Source organism: Kitasatospora sp. NPDC040550, from assembly GCF_055594965.1.
The window spans coordinates 46666-62876 of the sequence record NZ_JBVIWC010000021.1 but is presented as its reverse complement, the minus strand read 5'-3'; the positions used below and the strand labels follow the sequence as shown (position 1 = coordinate 62876).

14 protein-coding genes are annotated in these 16211 nt (G+C 73.3%); 3 read left to right on the top strand and 11 right to left on the bottom strand.

Annotated features, from left to right (window positions below):
• Positions 1 to 109: 109 nt before the first annotated feature.
• Together ctcQ and tcr3 are read right to left on the bottom strand one after the other, a co-directional pair.
• Positions 110 to 685 carry a flavin reductase CtcQ gene (gene ctcQ, locus ACZ58X_RS27805; RefSeq protein WP_470336320.1) on the bottom strand — a complete coding sequence of 192 codons (576 nt, stop codon included), beginning with the start codon at positions 683 to 685 and terminating at the stop codon, positions 110 to 112.
• 190 nt (positions 686 to 875) lie between these two features.
• Positions 876 to 2411, bottom strand: a complete 1536-nt coding sequence (gene tcr3, locus ACZ58X_RS27800; RefSeq protein WP_470336319.1) for a tetracycline efflux MFS transporter Tcr3 — start codon at positions 2409 to 2411, stop codon at positions 876 to 878.
• A 170-nt stretch (positions 2412 to 2581) separates the two neighbouring features.
• On the opposite strand from tcr3, the gene ACZ58X_RS27795 reads away from it, so the two are divergent.
• Positions 2582 to 3079, top strand: coding sequence for a MarR family winged helix-turn-helix transcriptional regulator (locus ACZ58X_RS27795; protein WP_470336318.1), 498 nt, complete (start codon positions 2582 to 2584; stop codon positions 3077 to 3079).
• Here the strand turns inward: ACZ58X_RS27795 and asnB are convergent.
• From asnB to ACZ58X_RS27775, 4 genes are read right to left on the bottom strand one after another with little or no spacing between them, the layout of a single operon-like run.
• The gene (asnB, locus tag ACZ58X_RS27790) at positions 3063 to 4892 is read right to left on the bottom strand and encodes an asparagine synthase (glutamine-hydrolyzing) (protein WP_470336317.1); all 1830 of its coding nucleotides are present in this window, start codon (positions 4890 to 4892) and stop codon (positions 3063 to 3065) included. The genes ACZ58X_RS27795 and asnB overlap by 17 nt on opposite strands.
• A 2-nt stretch (positions 4893 to 4894) precedes the next feature.
• The gene (locus ACZ58X_RS27785; protein ID WP_470336316.1) at positions 4895 to 5149 is read right to left on the bottom strand and encodes an acyl carrier protein; all 255 of its coding nucleotides are present in this window, start codon (positions 5147 to 5149) and stop codon (positions 4895 to 4897) included.
• Between the two features lie 43 nt (positions 5150 to 5192).
• Positions 5193 to 6398, bottom strand: a complete 1206-nt coding sequence (locus ACZ58X_RS27780) for a ketosynthase chain-length factor (protein ID WP_470336315.1) — start codon at positions 6396 to 6398, stop codon at positions 5193 to 5195.
• The gene (locus ACZ58X_RS27775) at positions 6395 to 7675 is read right to left on the bottom strand and encodes a beta-ketoacyl-[acyl-carrier-protein] synthase family protein (protein ID WP_470336314.1); all 1281 of its coding nucleotides are present in this window, start codon (positions 7673 to 7675) and stop codon (positions 6395 to 6397) included. Before ACZ58X_RS27775 ends, ACZ58X_RS27780 begins: the two co-directional genes overlap by 4 nt.
• Positions 7676 to 7930: 255 nt before the next feature.
• Between ACZ58X_RS27775 and ACZ58X_RS27770 the strand changes: the two genes are divergently transcribed.
• Both ACZ58X_RS27770 and ACZ58X_RS27765 read left to right on the top strand, forming a co-directional pair.
• A complete protein-coding gene (locus ACZ58X_RS27770; RefSeq protein ID WP_470336313.1) occupies positions 7931 to 9175 on the top strand; it encodes an FAD-dependent oxidoreductase in 1245 nt (414 codons plus the stop codon).
• A 76-nt stretch (positions 9176 to 9251) separates the two neighbouring features.
• Positions 9252 to 10592 (top strand): cation:proton antiporter, encoded by a 1341-nt coding sequence (locus ACZ58X_RS27765; RefSeq protein WP_470336312.1) that lies wholly within the window; start codon positions 9252 to 9254, stop codon positions 10590 to 10592.
• 26 nt (positions 10593 to 10618) lie between these two features.
• Here ACZ58X_RS27765 and ACZ58X_RS27760 read toward each other — a convergent pair whose 3' ends face one another.
• From ACZ58X_RS27760 to ACZ58X_RS27740, 5 genes are all read right to left on the bottom strand, one after another.
• Positions 10619 to 10858: a DUF6059 family protein gene (locus ACZ58X_RS27760; protein ID WP_470336311.1), complete on the bottom strand. Its 240-nt coding sequence runs from the start codon at positions 10856 to 10858 to the stop codon at positions 10619 to 10621.
• Positions 10859 to 11086: 228 nt separating this feature from the next.
• Positions 11087 to 12718: an AMP-binding protein gene (locus ACZ58X_RS27755; protein ID WP_470336310.1), complete on the bottom strand. Its 1632-nt coding sequence runs from the start codon at positions 12716 to 12718 to the stop codon at positions 11087 to 11089.
• Between the two features lie 139 nt (positions 12719 to 12857).
• A complete protein-coding gene (locus ACZ58X_RS27750; RefSeq protein WP_470336309.1) occupies positions 12858 to 13097 on the bottom strand; it encodes a chaplin in 240 nt (79 codons plus the stop codon).
• A 92-nt stretch (positions 13098 to 13189) separates the two neighbouring features.
• Positions 13190 to 13600 (bottom strand): hypothetical protein, encoded by a 411-nt coding sequence (locus ACZ58X_RS27745; protein WP_470336308.1) that lies wholly within the window; start codon positions 13598 to 13600, stop codon positions 13190 to 13192.
• Positions 13597 to 16197 (bottom strand): Hsp70 family protein, encoded by a 2601-nt coding sequence (locus ACZ58X_RS27740; protein WP_470336307.1) that lies wholly within the window; start codon positions 16195 to 16197, stop codon positions 13597 to 13599. The genes ACZ58X_RS27745 and ACZ58X_RS27740 overlap by 4 nt, the downstream gene beginning before the upstream one ends.
• Positions 16198 to 16211 lie beyond the last annotated feature (14 nt).

Genomic DNA, 16211 nt, shown 5'->3' with positions numbered 1-16211 from the left:
AAGGCAACTCCAGATACGCCCCCCCCCCCCCCCCACCCCCTCCCCCCCCCTCCCCTCCCCCCCCCCCCCCCCCCCCCCCCCCCCCCCCCCCCCCGCTTCCCGGGCCCGCTCAGCCCTCGGCCGCCAGGGTCAGGGCGGCGGTCCTCGGGTCCTCCTCGACGGGCCAGCGGGCGTAGGAGCGGCGCCAGTACATCAGCGGGCTGGGCACCTCGGGCCGGAGGCCGCCGGCCAGCACGGCGCCGATCACGATGGTGTGGTCGCCCGCCTCCACGGCCGCGGCGACCCGGCACTCGGCGTGCGCGACCACGTCGGCCGGCATCACCGGCAGCCCGCCGGCGCTGCCGGGCTCCCACCGGACGTCCCGGAAGCGGTCGTCCTGCTGCGAGGCGAACCGCGCGGAGGTGGACTCGCCGCCGCCGCGCAGCACGTTGACGGCGAACTCACCGCGCTCCAGCAGGGCCTCCAGCACCCGGCTCTCCCGGTTGATGCACACCAGCAGCAGCGGCGGGGTCTTGGAGACGCTGCATGCGGCGGAGCAGGTCATCCCGTACGGCTCGCCGTCCGGTCCCAGGGTGGTCACCACGGTGACCCCGGTGGGCAGTGCGCCCATGATGGACAGGAAGGTCGGGCCGTCCACCAGGCCTGGGGCCAGGTCCAGCGGCAGGGGCAGGGGTACGGGGGGCATCGGTCCTCCACTCTCGGCGGGTCGTGTCCCCATGCTCGCGGGGCCCCTTCGAGCCGCCGCCGGGTCGCCGTCGGGTGGGTCCACCGGGCCGAACTGCCGTGGAAGGCCGCCGAACCGCCGCCGGAAAGCGCGTACCCCCGGCACGGGGGTGACCGGGGGTGCGCGGATCAGGGGGTGCGGCTGGGCGCGATCACTCCTCGTCGCGCAGCTCCCGCAGCGGGAAGGTGAGCACGAAACCCACCGCCAGGATCAGGCCGCCGACCAGGAACATCGTGCTGAAACCCGAGGCGAAGGCGTCGACCGCCGAGGCAGTCAGCCGGCCGGTGGAGTCCGGGTCGGAGAGCGCCTGCCGGACGGCCTCGTCGCCGTCCGCCGCACCGTCGATCCGGCCGGCGGCGACGCCGAACAGCACCGACATGAACACCGCGGCACCGGTCGTACCGCCCAGCTGCCGGAACAGGCCGGAGGCTGCGTTGGCCACGCCCAGCTCGGACTTGGGCGCCGAGCTCTGGATGGCCAGGGTGATGACGGTCTGCGAGAGTCCGATGCCGAGGCCCAGCCACGCGGCGATCAGCACGATCACCGCCAGCGGGGTGTCCGCGCCGGTGGCGGACAGCGCCAGCAGCGCGCCGGCCATGGAGCCGAGGCCGACGATCGCGGGCTTCTTGTACCGGTTCCGCTTCTTGATGATCTTCGCGCAGACGGTCTGCGAGACGATCGCCCCGGTCATCACCGGGATGATCACCAGCCCGGCGACGGTGGCGCTGCGGCCCTGCACCAGCTGGAGGAAGAGCGGCAGCGTGGAGACCGTGCCGAAGATGCCCACGCCGATGGTGAAGTTGACGCCGGTGGCCAGGGTGATCCCGCCGCGCCGGAACAGCCGCAGCGGGACCATCGCCTCCAGCCCGCGGGCCCGCTCGGCCAGCACGAACAGCACCAGGCCGAGCAACGAGACCGCGAACAGCGCCAGCGAGCGCGCCGATCCCCAGCCCCAGTCGAGGCCCTCCTCGGCGACGATCAGCAGCGGCACCAGGCCGACCGCCAGCGTGATCGCGCCCCGGTAGTCGATCGGGTGGTCCACCCGCTGGTGCGGCAGGTTGAGCGCCTTGCGCACGCTGAGCAGGGCCACCAGGCCCAGCGGCACGTTGATCAGGAACGCCCAGCGCCAGCCGGTCACGCCGAGGATCTCGCCGGCGCCCGCGAACAGGCCGCCGACCAGCGGGCCGAGCACACTGGCCGCGACCCAGGCCATCATCAGGTACGAGAAGTAGCGGCCGCGTTCGCGCACCGGGGCGAGGTCGGCGATGACGGCCGTGGGCAGCGACATCAGCCCGGCGCCGCCGAATCCCTGGACGACCCGGGCGACGGCCAGCGCCTCCATCGAGTTCGCCAGCGCGCAGGCCGCCGAGCCGACGACGAAGACCACGATCGCCGCGAGGTAGAGCGGCTTGCGGCCGTAGATGTCGGACAGCTTGCCGTAGAACGGCATCGCGATCGTGGAGCTGACCAGGTACCCGGTGATCACCCAGGCCTGGACGGTCTGCCCGTGCAGCTGGTCGCCGATCGTGCGCAGCGCGGTGGAGACGATGGTCTGGTCGAGTGCGGCGAGCAGCACGGCCAGCAGCAGGCCGGACAGCGCCGTGATGATCTGGCGGTGCGTGAAGCCGGCGGGGCCGCCGGCCTGGTCGGGGGCGGCCTCGTCGGTCTGCGAGGCGGCGTTTGCCATTCCTGTTTCTCCCGGAGGTTCCGATCGTCCGGCCGGGGTCCGGCCGGCGGCGCGCGTTCGACGCGGTGCGCCGAATCGACAAGGTCTTGTCGAATTGACAGTAGTGGGTGCCGGAGCAGAATGACAAGTTCTTGCCGAATTCCCGGGCGGGCTGCGGTTAGGCTGCCCCCATGACCGACCTCTCCCCCACGGCCGAGACCTTGAGTGACATCACGACTGAACTGTTCGCCGTCAACGGTGCCCTGCTGCGCGCGGGCGACGCGCTGTCCGCCCGCTTCGGGCTCACCTCCGCGCGCTGGCAGGTCCTCGGCCTGCTGCACGACGGACCGCAGAGCGCCGCCCACCTCGCGCGCGAGCGCGGACTGCGCCGGCAGGCCGTCCAGCAGACCGTGGTCAAGCTGGTCGAGGAGGGCCTGGTCGGCACCTCCCCCAACCCGGCCGACCGGCGGGCCCCGCTGGTCGCCCTGACCGCCAAGGGGGCCGACGCCCTCGCCCGGATCGAGCCCGCCGAACGCCACTGGATGGAACACCTCGCCGGCAGTCTGGACCCGGACGACCTGGAGGCCACGCTGCGGCTGCTGCGTGGCCTCCGGTCGGTCCTGGCCGAGGGGCTGCCCCCGTCGGCCGTTGGCGGCGCGGACGCCGCCGAGGTCACAGATCCAGCGTGACCTCGAACTCGGTGAGCCAGGAGTTGAGCCACAGCACCAGCTCCAGGCTGCCCCGGTCGTAGGGCCGGCTCACCGCGCCGGTCGGACGGCCGGCCGCGGCCCGCGCCCGGTCGAGGTCCAGCAGCGGCAGCACCGGAGCGTCGGGATCGCCCAGCACCCGCGTGAGCTCGGCCCGCAGCACGCCCTCGTAGCCCGGGTCCTGGGTGGCCGGGTACGGGGTCTTCACCCGCTCGACCACCGAGCGCGGCAGCAGGTCGGCCACAGCCGCGCGCAGCAGGCTCTTCTCCCGGCCGTCGAAACTCTTCATCTCCCACGGCACGTTGAAGACGTACTCGACCAGCCGGTGGTCGCAGAACGGCACCCGCACCTCCAGGCCGACCGCCATGCTCATCCGGTCCTTCCGGTCGAGCAGCGTCTGCACGAACCGGGTCAGGTTGAGGTAGCCGATCTCGCGCATCCGCCGGTCGGTGTCCGACTCCCCCGGCAGCACCGGGACTTCGGCGATCGCCTCGGCGTACCGGGCGGCCCGGTAGCCGTCCGGGTCGAGCTTGTCCAGCAGGCCCGGCTGGAACAGCGAGCTGCCGCCGAAGTAGCGCGCCGAACCGGAGGTGAGCCACGGGAAGGTGGCGGCGCGCAGGGCCGCCGGGTTGCGGAACCACCGGTAGCCGCCGAACAGTTCGTCCGCGGCCTCGCCGGACAGGGCCACCGTCACCTGTTCCCGCACCGCGCGGAAGAACAGGTACAGCGAGGGCCACATGTCGCCCCAGTACGCGGGCGGCAGGTCGGTGGCGCGCAGCACGGCGGCGCGCACCGCGGGATCGGTCAGCCCGGGGCTGTCCAGCAGCACCTCCAGGTGGTCCGCGCCCACGTGCCGGGCGAGCTCGCGCACGTACGGCGCGTCCGCCTCCCGCCGGACGGCGTCGGAGGCGAAGCCGTCGGCGGCGCCCCGGAAGTCCACCGAGAACGAGCGCACCGGCCCGCCGAGGGCGGCCAGCGCGGTCACCGCGGAGGAGTCCAGGCCGCCGGAGAGCAGCGTGCCGAGCGGCACGTCCGAGACCAGTTGGCGGGTGACGGTGTCAGCGAGCAGCTCGCGGACGGTGCCGATGGTCGTCGGGAGGTCGTCGGTGTGCTCCCGGGCCTCCAGCCGCCAGTACGTCTGTCGGCGCACCCCGCCGCGCCCGACCCGGACCAGCTGGCCCGGGCGGACCTCGGACAGCCCCGTGAAGACGGCCGCCTCGGGCGTCTTCACCATGTCCAGCACCTCGCACAGGCCCTCCGCGCCGACCCTTCGGGGCAGCGTGCGGTCGGCCAGGACGGCCTTCGGCTCCGAGCCGAACCGCACGCCGGCCGCGGTGGGCCAGTAGTAGAGCGGCTTGACGCCCATCCGGTCGCGGACCAGCAGCAGCTCCTCGGTCTGCTCGTCCCAGACGGCGAAGGCGAACATCCCGTTCAGCCGCTCGACCAGCGCGGCGCCCCACTGGAGGTAGCCGCGCAGGACCACCTCGGTGTCGCAGGCGGTCCGGAACCCGTGCCCGTGCGCGGCGAGTTCGGCGCGCAGCTCGCGGAAGTTGTAGATCTCCCCGCTGAACGTGACGGCCGCGCCGCGGCCCTGGTGGCGGGCGGTCATCGGCTGCTGCCCGTGCTCCGGGTCGATCACCGACAGCCGCCGGTGGCCAAGGCCGACCGACGGGCCGAACCAGAGCCCCTCGGCGTCCGGCCCGCGGCAGGCCATGGTGTCCGTCATCAGCTGGAGCAGCTCCCGGCGGTGCTCGGGCGGTGTGTCGTAGTCGACCACCCCCACGACTCCGCACATGATCAGGCGGCCTTGGCGAGAACGACGTTGACCGCCTCCAGCAGCAGGCGCGGCGTGGTGGCCTCGACCACGGTCTCGTCCGGGAGCGCGATACCGCGGTCCCGCTCGATGGTGTTGACGGTGTTGAACAGGGCCAGCGAGTCGTAGCCCAGGTCGGTGAAGGGCACGTCCAGGATGTCGTCGAGGTCGATGCCCTCGTCGGCGCCGGCGGCCTCCTTCAGTACGGTGACCAGCTCGTCAAGGGTGAACTCTGCCATGGGAATTCCTCACGTCGGTTGGTTGGGGCGCGCACAGGGTCGATCAACTGGTCAGCACAAGCGCGCTGTTGAAGCCGCCGTGGCCGCGGGCGAGGACCAGCGCGGTGGCCAGCCGGGCCGGCCGGGGGCGGTCCCGCACCAGGTCGAGGTCCGGGTGGGCCGGCCGGCCGATGTGGACGGACGGCGGGATCACCGCGTCGCGCAGGGCCAGCAGCGCCGCGGCCACGTCCAGCGGGGCGCCGCCGGCCAGCAGTCGGCCCGTCATCGTCTTGGGGGCCGTCACCGGCACCCCGCGAGGGCCGAACACCGAGCTCAGCACCTCGGCCTCCGCCCGGTCCCGCTCGGCCACCCCGCTGGCGTCGGCGAAGACCACGTCGATGTCGGACGGGCCGAGCCCGGCGTCCGCGAGCGCCGTCTCGATCGCCCGCCGCAGGCCGGGCGGACGGCCGGAGCCCGGCCGGGGATCGAAGGTGGCCGCGTAGCCGGCGATCCGCCCGTAGTGGCGGTGCTGCCCGCGCTCGGCCGCCCGCTCCGGGGTCTCCAGGACGAGCAGCGCCCCGCCCTCGCCCGGCACGCCGCCGGAGGCGTCGGCGTCGAACGGCAGGAAGGCCCGGTGCGGGTCCCGGCGCGGGCTCACCGTGCCGCTGCGGGTGAGGCAGAGCCACGACCACGGGCAGAGCGAGCCGTCCACCGCGCCGGCCAGCATCAGCGCGGTGCCCTCGCGGACGTGCCGGCGCGCCTTGGCCAGTGCGTCCAGGCCGCCCGCCTGCTCGGCCACCAGCGCCGAACCGGGGCCGCGCATGCCGTGCCGGATCGAGATCTGCCCGGTGTTGACCGGGTAGAACCACGCGAAGGACTGGTAGGCGCTGACGTAGGCCGGGCCCTTGCTCCACAGCGCCTGGAGTTCCTTCTGGCCGAACTCGAAGCCGCCCGCCGAGGCCGCCGTGACCACTCCGGCGGAGAAGTCCGGCATCGCGGCCGGATCCGCCCCGGCGTCGGCGAGTGCCTCCTGCGCGGCCACCAGGGCCAGCCGGGTCATGTGGTCGGTCTGCGGCAGCAGCCGGCCCGGCAGGTGGTCCTCCGGCGTGAAGTTCACCTCCCCGGCCACGTGCGCCCGGTACCCGCCGGAGTCGAAGCGGGTGAGCGGCCCGAGGCCGGAGCGGCCGGCCAGCGTGGCCTCCCAGTACTCCGCCACACCCCAGCCGTTCGGCGCCACCACGCCGATCCCGGTCACCACCACGTCGGTCATGCCCTGCTCCACTCCGGCTCGGCGAGCACGATCGCGCTCTGGAAACCGCCGAATCCGCTGGCCACGCTGAGCACCGTGGGCACCCGCTGCTCCCGGGCCGTCAACGGCACGTAGTCCAGATCGCACTCGGGGTCGGGCACGTGCAGGTTGGCCGTGGGCGGCACCACCGAGTGCTCGATCGCCAGCACGCTGGCGGCGAACTCCAGCGCGCACACCGCGCCCAGCGAGTGCCCGATCATCGACTTGATCGAGCTGACCGGCACCCGGTAGGCGTGGTCGCCGAGGCTCTTCTTGAACGCGGCCGTCTCGTGCCGGTCGTTCTGCTTGGTCGCCGAGCCGTGCGCGTTGACGTAGCCGATGTCCTCGGGGTTCATCCGGCTGCGGTCGAGCGCGACCCGGATCGCCTCCGCCATCTCGTTCCCGTCCACTCGCAGCCCGGTCATGCTGTAGGAGTTGCAGCGCCCGGCGTAGCCGGTGACCTCGGCGTAGATGTGCGCACCGCGCCGCCGCGCGTGCTCCCGCTCCTCCAGGACGAACATCGCCGCGCCCTCGCCGAGGGCGAAGCCGTTGCGGGTCAGGTCGAACGGGCGCGAGGCGCTCTCCGGTTCGTCGTTGCGGGGAGTGGTCGCCTTGATCGCGTCGAAGCAGGCCACCGTGATCGGGGAGATCGCCGCGTCCGAGGCGCCGGCCAGCATCACGTCGGCCGTGTCGTCGAGGATCAGGTCGCAGGCGTGCGCGATCACGTCGATCCCGGAGGTGCACCCGGTCGAGACCACGCCCACCGGGCCCTCGGCCTCCGCCAGCCAGGCCAGTTCGGTGGCCATGGACGACGGCACGAAGTAGTCGTAGAGGTAGGGCACGCCGTGCGCGTCGTCGACCAGGCGCTTGCGGCCCTCGTCGCTGACCACGGCGAACTCGCGGTCCAGGCTGATCGTCATCCCGCACGCCGTGCCGGCCATCACCCCGGTCCGGACCGGGTCGTTGACCCCCGACACGCCCGAGTCGGCCAGCGCCTCGCGGGCCGCCACCACCGCGAACTGCGCGGTGCGGTCCCACTGACGGATCTGACGCTGCGTCAGACCGCAGGCCTTCGGGTCGAAGTCGCACTCGGCGGCGACCCGGGACCGGAACGGCGCCGGGTCGAAGGTCGAGATCGTCCGGGTCGCGGTCCGGCCCGCCGTCAGGAGGTCCCAGAACGCCTTGGTGCCCACCTCGCCGGGGGCCACCACGCCGATTCCGGTCACCACCACGCGCCGCCGCCCGTTGTCAACTGCCACCGCCGCGCCCCCTGTTCGTCTCCCTGCTCGTCTCCGACGACATGCCCGATGCCCTCCTGTCCGGTCCGTGCGCCCTGCCTGCGCGCTGCGGCGGGTCAGGGACTTGAGCCGGATCAGATCTTCCTGGCAGGCGTTCGCGGCGGCTTCGAGCCGCCGTCCACCCCGCACGACCGGCACCGCACCGGTCACCGCGCCCGCCGTTGCGGGAAGACGACGCGAACCGGGGTCGAAGCGCGCCGCCTAGCGTCTGGCCGCATGGACATCGACACCGACATCTGCGTGGTCGGCGGCGGGCCGGCCGGCCTGACCCTCGCCCTGCTGCTGGTGCGCTCCGGCCTGCGGGTCACCGTGCTGGAGCGCAGCCGCTCGCTGGACCGGACGTACCGCGGCGAGATCCTCCAACCCGGCGGCCAGGCACTGCTGGACGAACTGGGCGTACTCGCACCGGCGCGGGAGCGCGGCGCCGTCGAACACGACCGGTTCCTGCTGGAGGAGCACGGGCGGATCCTCATCGACGGCGACTACCGCCGGCTGCGGGGGCCGTACAACTGCCTGCTCAGCCTGCCGCAGCGACACCTGCTCACCGAACTGCTGGCCGCCTGCGAACGCCACGACGGATTCCGCCAGTTGGCGGGCACCAAGGCGACCGCCCTGGTCGAGGAGGGCGGCACCGTCCACGGCGTCGTCGCGGGCGGGGCCGCCGGCGCGCCCGCGCAGGTGGTCCGGGCGCGCTGCGTGGTCGCCGCGGACGGCCGGTTCTCCAAGGTCCGCGCCCTCGCCGGGATCGGCTACCGGCGCCAGGAGCTGTTCAGCCAGGACGTCCTCTGGTTCCGGCTGACCGCACCGCCGCGCCCGGACACCCGGCGCCCGTGCGACGTCCGGGTCTTCCGGGCCGGCGGCAACCCGGTGCTGAGCTACCGCTCGGTGCCGGACGCGCTCCAGCTCGGCTGGACCCTCCCGCACGGCGGATTCCGTCCGCTGGCCGACCGCGGCATCCACCACATCGTCGAGCAACTCTGCCGCGCCGCACCGGAGTACGCCGAGCGGATCCGGGCCGAGATCACCGGCTTCGCCGACCTGTCCCTGCTGGACGTCTTCTCCGGCAGCGCCGAGCAGTGGGTGCGCGACGGCCTGCTGCTGATCGGCGACGCCGCCCACACCCACAGCCCGATCGGCGCCCAGGGCATCAACCTCGCCATCCGCGACGCCGTGGCGGCCCACCCCGTCCTGGTCGAGGCGGTCCGCAGCGGCGACACGGGCGCGGCCCGGCTGAGCCGCTACGCCGAGCTGCGCCGGCCCGAGGTGGAGCGGATCACCAACATCCAGCGGATCCAGAGCCGCATGATGCTCTCCACCGGCCGGTTCTCCTCGACGCTGCGCCCGCGGGCGGCGGCGCTGATGTCCAGGACGCCGCTCTACGGCGCCCTGCTGCGCCGGATCGCCTTCGGCACCGCCCCCGTCCGGCTGCGCACCGACCTGCTCACCGCCGCCGAGCGGTAACCGGCACCGCCCCGTACCCGACCGGACCCCGCGCGCGTCGGCGCGCCTCGCGAAAGGCCCGAGCACTGTGCAACCGATGACCGAACTCCGGCACCACTCAGCCGCGTTGACAGCCTCCTCGGGCGATTCGGCGACGGCCGGCGGGGTGCTTCTGGCCCTCGCCGTCATCCTCGGCACCGCCTTCGTCTGCGGACGGATCGCCCAACGGCTGCGCCAGCCGGTCGTCATGGGCGAGATCGTCGGCGGGGTCGCCCTCGGGCCGAGCCTGCTCGGGCTGCTGCCGGGGCGGTTGGACGCCGAGCTGTTCCCCGCCGAGGTCCAGTCGTACCTGCGGGTGCTCTCCCAACTGGGCCTGGTCCTCTTCATGTTCACCGTCGGCCTGCGGTTCGACGTCGGCCATCTGCGCGGGGTCGGGCGCCGGGTGACGGCGGTGTCGCTCAGCTCGGTGGCGCTGCCGTTCGCGCTCGGCGTCGGGCTGGCGCTGGTGCTCTACCCGTGGTTCGACACCGCCCAGTTGGCCACGGACGGCCGGCTCGGACCGGCGTTGTTCCTGGGCGCGGCGATGTCCATCACCGCCTTCCCCGTCCTCGCCCGGATCATCGCCGAGCGACGGATGCAGCACGACCCGCTCGGCAGCCTGTCGCTGGCCTGCGCCGCCTTCCAGGACTTCCTCGCCTGGTGCGCGCTGGCCGTGGTGGTGGCCGTGGTGCAGGCGCGGAGCCTGTGGTCGCTCGGACGGCTGGCGCTCAGTACGGCGGTGGTGGTGCTGGCGCTCGCCGTTGTCGTCCGCCCGGCGCTCGCCCGGCTGCTCGACCCGGGGCGCCGTCGCCCCCTCGGCGAACCGTGGATCCATGCGGTGCTGGTCACCGGCACTCTGATCACCGCCTGGGTCACCAGCCGGATCGGGCTGGACGCCGTCTTCGGGGCGTTCATGTTCGGTGCGGCGGTGCCCCGGGGCCGGATCGAGGCGGTCGCGCCCGAGGTCCCGGAGCGCATCGAGCACGCGGGCCTACTGCTGCTGCCGGCCTTCTTCGCCGTGACCGGCCTGGCCGTCGACCTCACCGGCCTCGGACTGCGCGGCCTGGTCATCGTGGCGGCGGTGCTGCTGACGGCCTGCGCCGGCAAGTTTGCCGGCGCCGTCGCCGGAGCCCGGCTCACCGGCTCGACGCGGCGCGAGGCGGCCGTGCTCGGCATCCTGCTCAACGCCCGGGGCCTCACCGAACTGGTCATCCTGAACGTGGGCCACCGACTCGGGGTGATCGACACCCGGATGTTCAGCGCGATGGTGGTGATGGCCCTGGTCACCACCCTGATGACCGGGCCGCTGCTGGCCCGCACCGCCGTACCCGGCCTGCCGTCCACCGCGCTGCCAACCCCGTCGGCGCAGCCCACCGGAGCGGCGCGCCCACCGTCCTGAACGGCCCGGCGCCCGGGCGTGCCCGCTCAGGGCGCTTCCGTCCACCCGCCGACCCCGCGCAGCTGCCGCCGCAGCTCCCGCTCCACCGGGCTGAGCGGCACGTCGGGCCGGAGCCGCTCCGGATGCCCCGGTGCCGGCCCGTGCCGGGGCGGCACCACCACCGGCACCACCACCGGCACCACGAAACCCGCCGTCCGGCCCAGCACCGCCAGCCCCCGCAGGAGGAGGCCCAGCAGCCGACGGCACCCTCCGATCGCTTCACGCATCCGCCGAGCATGGCGGCCGGTCGTGAAGCGCCGTTCGAGCCGGCCGCCCCGGACCGGTCGGTCGGCGGGCGGGTCGACCGCCGAGGTCGGTCGGGCCGCGGGATCGTCTCCACCGACCGCGAGCGGTGCGCGCGGTACTGACGGCGGCACCAGGACGGCCCGCCCCGATCGGGGCGGGCCTCGGGCGTTCCGGGGATCAGGGGATCAGGGGATCAGGGGATCAGGGGATCAGAGGCCGAGGATCCGGACGGCCTGTTCGCGCATCTCGACCTTGCGGATCTTGCCGGTGACCGTCATCGGGAACTCCTCGACCACGTGCACGTAGCGGGGGACCTTGAAGTGGGCCAGCCGGCCGGCGCAGTAGCCGGCCACGGCCTCGGCGGTGAGCGGCTCGGCGCCCTCGCGCATCCGGATCCAGGCCATCAGCTCCTCGCCGTACTTGGGGTCGGGGACGCCGATCACCTGGACGTCGAGGACGTCGGGGTGGGTGTAGAGGAACTCCTCGATCTCGCGCGGGTAGAGGTTCTCCCCGCCGCGGATGACCATGTCCTTGATCCGGCCGGTGATGGCGAGGTAGCCGTCCGCGTCCATCACCGCGAGGTCCCCGGTGTGCATCCAGCGGGCCGCGTCCACGGCCTCGGCGGTGCGCTCGGGCTCGTCCCAGTAGCCGAGCATGACGGAGTAGCCACGGGTGCACAGCTCGCCGGGCTCGCCGCGCGGAACGGTACGGCCGGTGGCCGGGTCGACGACCTTGACCTCCAGGTGGGGGCCGACCCGGCCGACGGTGGAGACCCGGCGCTCCACCGGGTCGTCAGTGCGGGTCTGGGTGGAGACCGGCGAGGTCTCGGTCATGCCGTAGCAGATGGACACCTCCGCCATGCCCATCCGCTCGATGACCTCCTTCATCACCTCGGCCGGGCAGGGCGAGCCGGCCATGATGCCGGTGCGCAGGCTGCCCAGGTCGTAGCGGGCGAAGTCCGGGTCGGCGAGTTCGGCGATGAACATGGTCGGCACGCCGTACAGCGAGGTGCAGCGCTCGGCGGCGACGGCGGCCAGGGTGGCGCCGGGCTCGAAGGAGGGGGCCGGGATGACCACGCAGGCGCCGTGCGAGGTGGCGGCCAGGTTGCCCATGACCATGCCGAAGCAGTGGTAGAAGGGCACCGGGACGCAGATCCGGTCCTGCTCGGTGTAGTCGAGCAACTCGCCCACGAAGTAACCGTTGTTGAGGATGTTGTGGTGCGAGAGGGTGGCGCCCTTGGGGAAGCCGGTGGTGCCCGAGGTGTACTGGATGTTGATCGGGTCGTCGGGGGCCAGCTCGCCCTGGCGGGCGGCCAGCGCGGCCGGGTCGGCGGCGCGGCCGGCGGCCAGCACCTCGTCCCAGGCGGGGCTGCCGAGCAGCAGCACCCGCTCCAACGCGGCGCAGCGGGGCCGGACTTCACCGATCATCCCGGCGTAGTCCGAGGACTTGAAGCGCTCGGCGGCGACCAGCAGCCGGATCCCGGCCTGGTTCAGCACGTACTCCAACTCGTGCGCCCGGTAGGCGGGGTTGACGGTGACCAGGACCGCGCCGAGCTTGGCGGTGGCGTACTGGGTGAGCATCCACTCCGCGCAGTTGGGGGCCCAGATGCCGACCCGGTCGCCCTTGGCGATGCCGAGCTCCAGCAGGCCGAGGGCCAGCGCGTCGACGTCGGCGGCGAGTTGGGCGTACGTCCAGCGGCGGCCGGTGGGGCGGTCGACCAGGGCGTCGCGGTCGGGGAAGGCGCGCACCGCGCGGTCGAGGTTCTCCCCGATGGTGTCGCCGAGCAGCGGGACGTCCGAGGTCCCGGAGGCGTAGCTGCGCTGGGCGGGCGGTGTCGGCACGGGCGGGCTCCTGGGTGCGGCGGTGCGGGACAGGGGACCATGCTCGCGGTCCCGGCCCCGCGCCGCCACCCCCGAACGGGGGTACCGGCACGGCGTCGGGGCCGCCCGTCGGCTTCGACGGACGGCCCCGGTGCGCGGGTCAGGCGTTGATGCAGGTGTTGCCGAAGGCCGGGTTGAGGATGCTGATGACGCCGATCGAGTTGCCGCAGACGTTGGCCTCGAGGTTGATCGGGATCTGGATCTGGTTGCCGGAGAGCACACCGGGCGAACCGAAGGCGACACCGTTCGCGGTCGCGCCGCTGGCGGCGGCGGTGCCGGCACCGGCGAGGACGGCCACCGCGGCGAGCGCGGTGGCGGCGAGGGTGGTGCGAATACGCATTGCGTCACTCCTTGAGAGGGTGGCGGAACTCCGTGTGACGATCACACTCGCACCGATCGAACTCGACGGCAGGCCGGAAGCGTCCGAATTGGTCACTCAGAGGGCGTGTCGCCCTCCCGCCGGCCCTCCCGCCGCTCCGCGCCCGGCCCGCCGGCCCCGGACACGCTCAGTGATCCCAGCAGCTCCCGGGCCGGTTCCAGCCCCGGCTCGGCCTCCAGGGCGCGGTGCAGCAGGCCGAGCGCGAGCGCCTCCTCCCCCGCCCCCAGCGCCGCCAGCGCCCGGTTGTAGTCGATCCGACCGGCGTAACGCAGCCGGAACAGCACGCCCAGGTCCTCCCGGCAGGACGGGCAGCCCAGCGACCGCCGGTCCGCCGGGACCTTGCACAGCGGGCAGCGGACCTCCGGCGCGTCGGGCACACCGGGCGCGTCGGGCGCGCCGGGTACGTCGGCCGGGCCGGGCCCGCCGGGCACGTCCACCGCATCGGGCACGTCAGGAGTGGTCATCGCGGACCGGCCTCCTCCGGGCGCACCGGGCCGAGCGACTCGGCGGCCGGCTCGCTGCCCAGCTCGCGCTGCGCCTGCGCGTACAGCGCCAGCAGGTTCGACATGTGGGTGTTGACCGCCTCCATGTTGGGCGCCTCCACCGCCTCGTCCAGGCCGCGCAGCTCCGCCATGATCCGCTGCCCGAGGGCCGGCGAGACCATGTTCTGGTTGACGTAGACGTTGCACATGGTGAGCATCCGGAAGGTGTGGCCGAGCGAGTCGCACAGCTCGTCCGCCTTCTGGGCCGCGCGCATCGCGCCCTCCCAGTCGGCCGCCTCCCGGCGCAGCCGCAGCTCGGCGGCCACCGAGCGCAGCCGGTCCAGGTCGCTCGGGTCCAGGTGCTTCTCGCAGTAGTGGATGAACAGGCTCAGATACGCCTCCGAGCCGCGCGCCCAGCGCTGCGCCTTGAGCTGGCGCTGCGCCCGCTCCAGCGCCTCGTCCACCGACTGGCCCCGGGTCTGCCCGGCCGCCAGGTCGTCCAGGGCGTCCATCAGCCGCTGCGCCTCGCGCATCTCGGCCTCGGTGAGCTCGCCGCCCCAGCGGTCGGTGAAGGACTCGATCTGCCGCTGCTGCTCCTCGACCTGCACCTTCAACTCGGGGTCGAGGGTGACCCGCTCCAGCTTGACGGTCTTCTCGGCACCGCCCTGGATCCGCACCGACAGGGTGATGGTGCGGTCGCGGTCCAGGCCGAAGGAGACCTCCACCGGGGTGCGTCCGCCGAGGCCCTCGGGCAGCCGGAGGGTGAGGTGGCCGATCAGCTCGTTCTGCTGGGCGATCTCGTGCTCGCCCTCGTAGACGGCGATCTCCAGCCGCTGGCGGCCGCTGCCGGAGACCACGAACTCCCGGCCGACCGGCGAACTGGTCGGGTAGCTGGTGTTCTTGGGGATCATGACGGCCAGCCGGCCGTCGTTGAGCTCGATGCCGAGGTTCTTCGGGGTGATGTCGAAGGGGTTGGTGACCTGCATCAACTCGCCGCAGCCGGAACATACTTCACTGCCCGGTGGGTTGACGGTGGCGCAGGAGGCGCAGCGCAGGCCGACGTCCTCGGCGGCCGTGGAGGACACCCTGGTGTGGCCCGGGGCGGCCGAGTTGAGCGGCTCACCGCACAGTTCGCAGGCGGTGACGCCGGGGGCGGCCGGGGTGCCGCACTGCGGGCAGTTGTCGGCGCGCAGCACGGTGGTGGCCTGGGACTGCTGCGGGATCGTCGCCCCGGAGCCGGCCGAACCGGACCCGGCCGACCCGCCGACGGCCGAACCGTCCAACTCCTGAGCGCACTTGGGGCAGGCCGACGCCCCGGTCCCGACCGGGACGTGGCAGGTCGGGCAGGAGACCCGGTCGCCGCCGAGCAGGGAGGTCGCGCAGTTGGCGCAGTTGGAGGCCGAGAGGTCCCCGGGGGCCCGGCACTCCGGGCATTCCACCTCGCCGACCAGGGCGGACTGGACGGCCGCGCCGAGCGCCACGCACTGCATCGGGTTGACGCCGCGCTTGATCCGGCGGGTGCCGAACACCTCGCCGAGGCGCCGCTCGACCAGCGGGATCGCGGTCGAACCGCCGACCAGCACCACCTCGTCGATGTCCCCGACGGTCAGGTTGGCCTGCATGATCGCCTTGTGGGTCAGCTCGATGGTCCGCTCGATCTGGGCCTCGATCAGCTCCTCGAAGCGGGCGCGCTCGAACTCCGTCTCCAGCACCAGCTGTCCGGCGCCCAGGCCGGGCAGGATCACCTCGGAGGACTGCTGGTTGGACAGCTCGATCTTGACCGTCTCGGCCGTGGAGGCGATCTTCGGGCGGTCCCGCAGGTCCGGCTGGTAGTCCGAGCCGTACTCCTCGCGGATGTCCTCCAGCAGCGCGGTGGTGATCGCCCGGTCGAAGTCGTCCCCGCCGAGCAGGTTGTCGCCCTCGATGCCGAGCACCGAGACCGAACCGGGCACCAGCAGCAGGATGGAGATGTCGAAGGTGCCGCCGCCGAGGTCGTACACCAGGACGGTGCGGCCCTCGTCCCCGGCGTCGCTCGCCAGGCCGTACGCGAGCGCGGCGGCGGTCGGCTCGTTGATGATCCGCAGCACGTGCAGACCGGCCATCCGGCCCGCCTCCTGGGTGGCGGCCACCTGTCGCTCGCCGAAGTACGCGGGGACGGTGATCACTGCCCGGTGGAAGGGCTCCCCGAGGCGCTGCTCGGCGTCCTGCTTGAGCCGGTGCAGGATGATCGCGGAGATCTCGATCGGGGTGTAGGAGCGGCCGTTGAACCAGACGTTGACGTCGCCGTCGGTGCCCGCGGTGACCTTGTAGTCCACCTCCTTGAGCGCCGCCTGGACCTGCGGGTCCTTGAACTTGCGGCCCATGAAGCGCTTGACCGAGCGGATCACGTTGGCGCCGTCGATGGCGATCCGGCTGCGCGCGGTCGAACCGACCAGCAGCTCGCCCTTGCGGCCGCTGCCGACCACGGAGGGCGTGGCCTCCTGGTTCTGCCGGTTGAAGATGATCTCCGGCGCGCCCCGGCGCAGGTGGGCCACCACGGAGTTGGTGGTGCCCAGGTCGATGCCGAGTGTGCGGTACATGTCGTTCCCCTCTT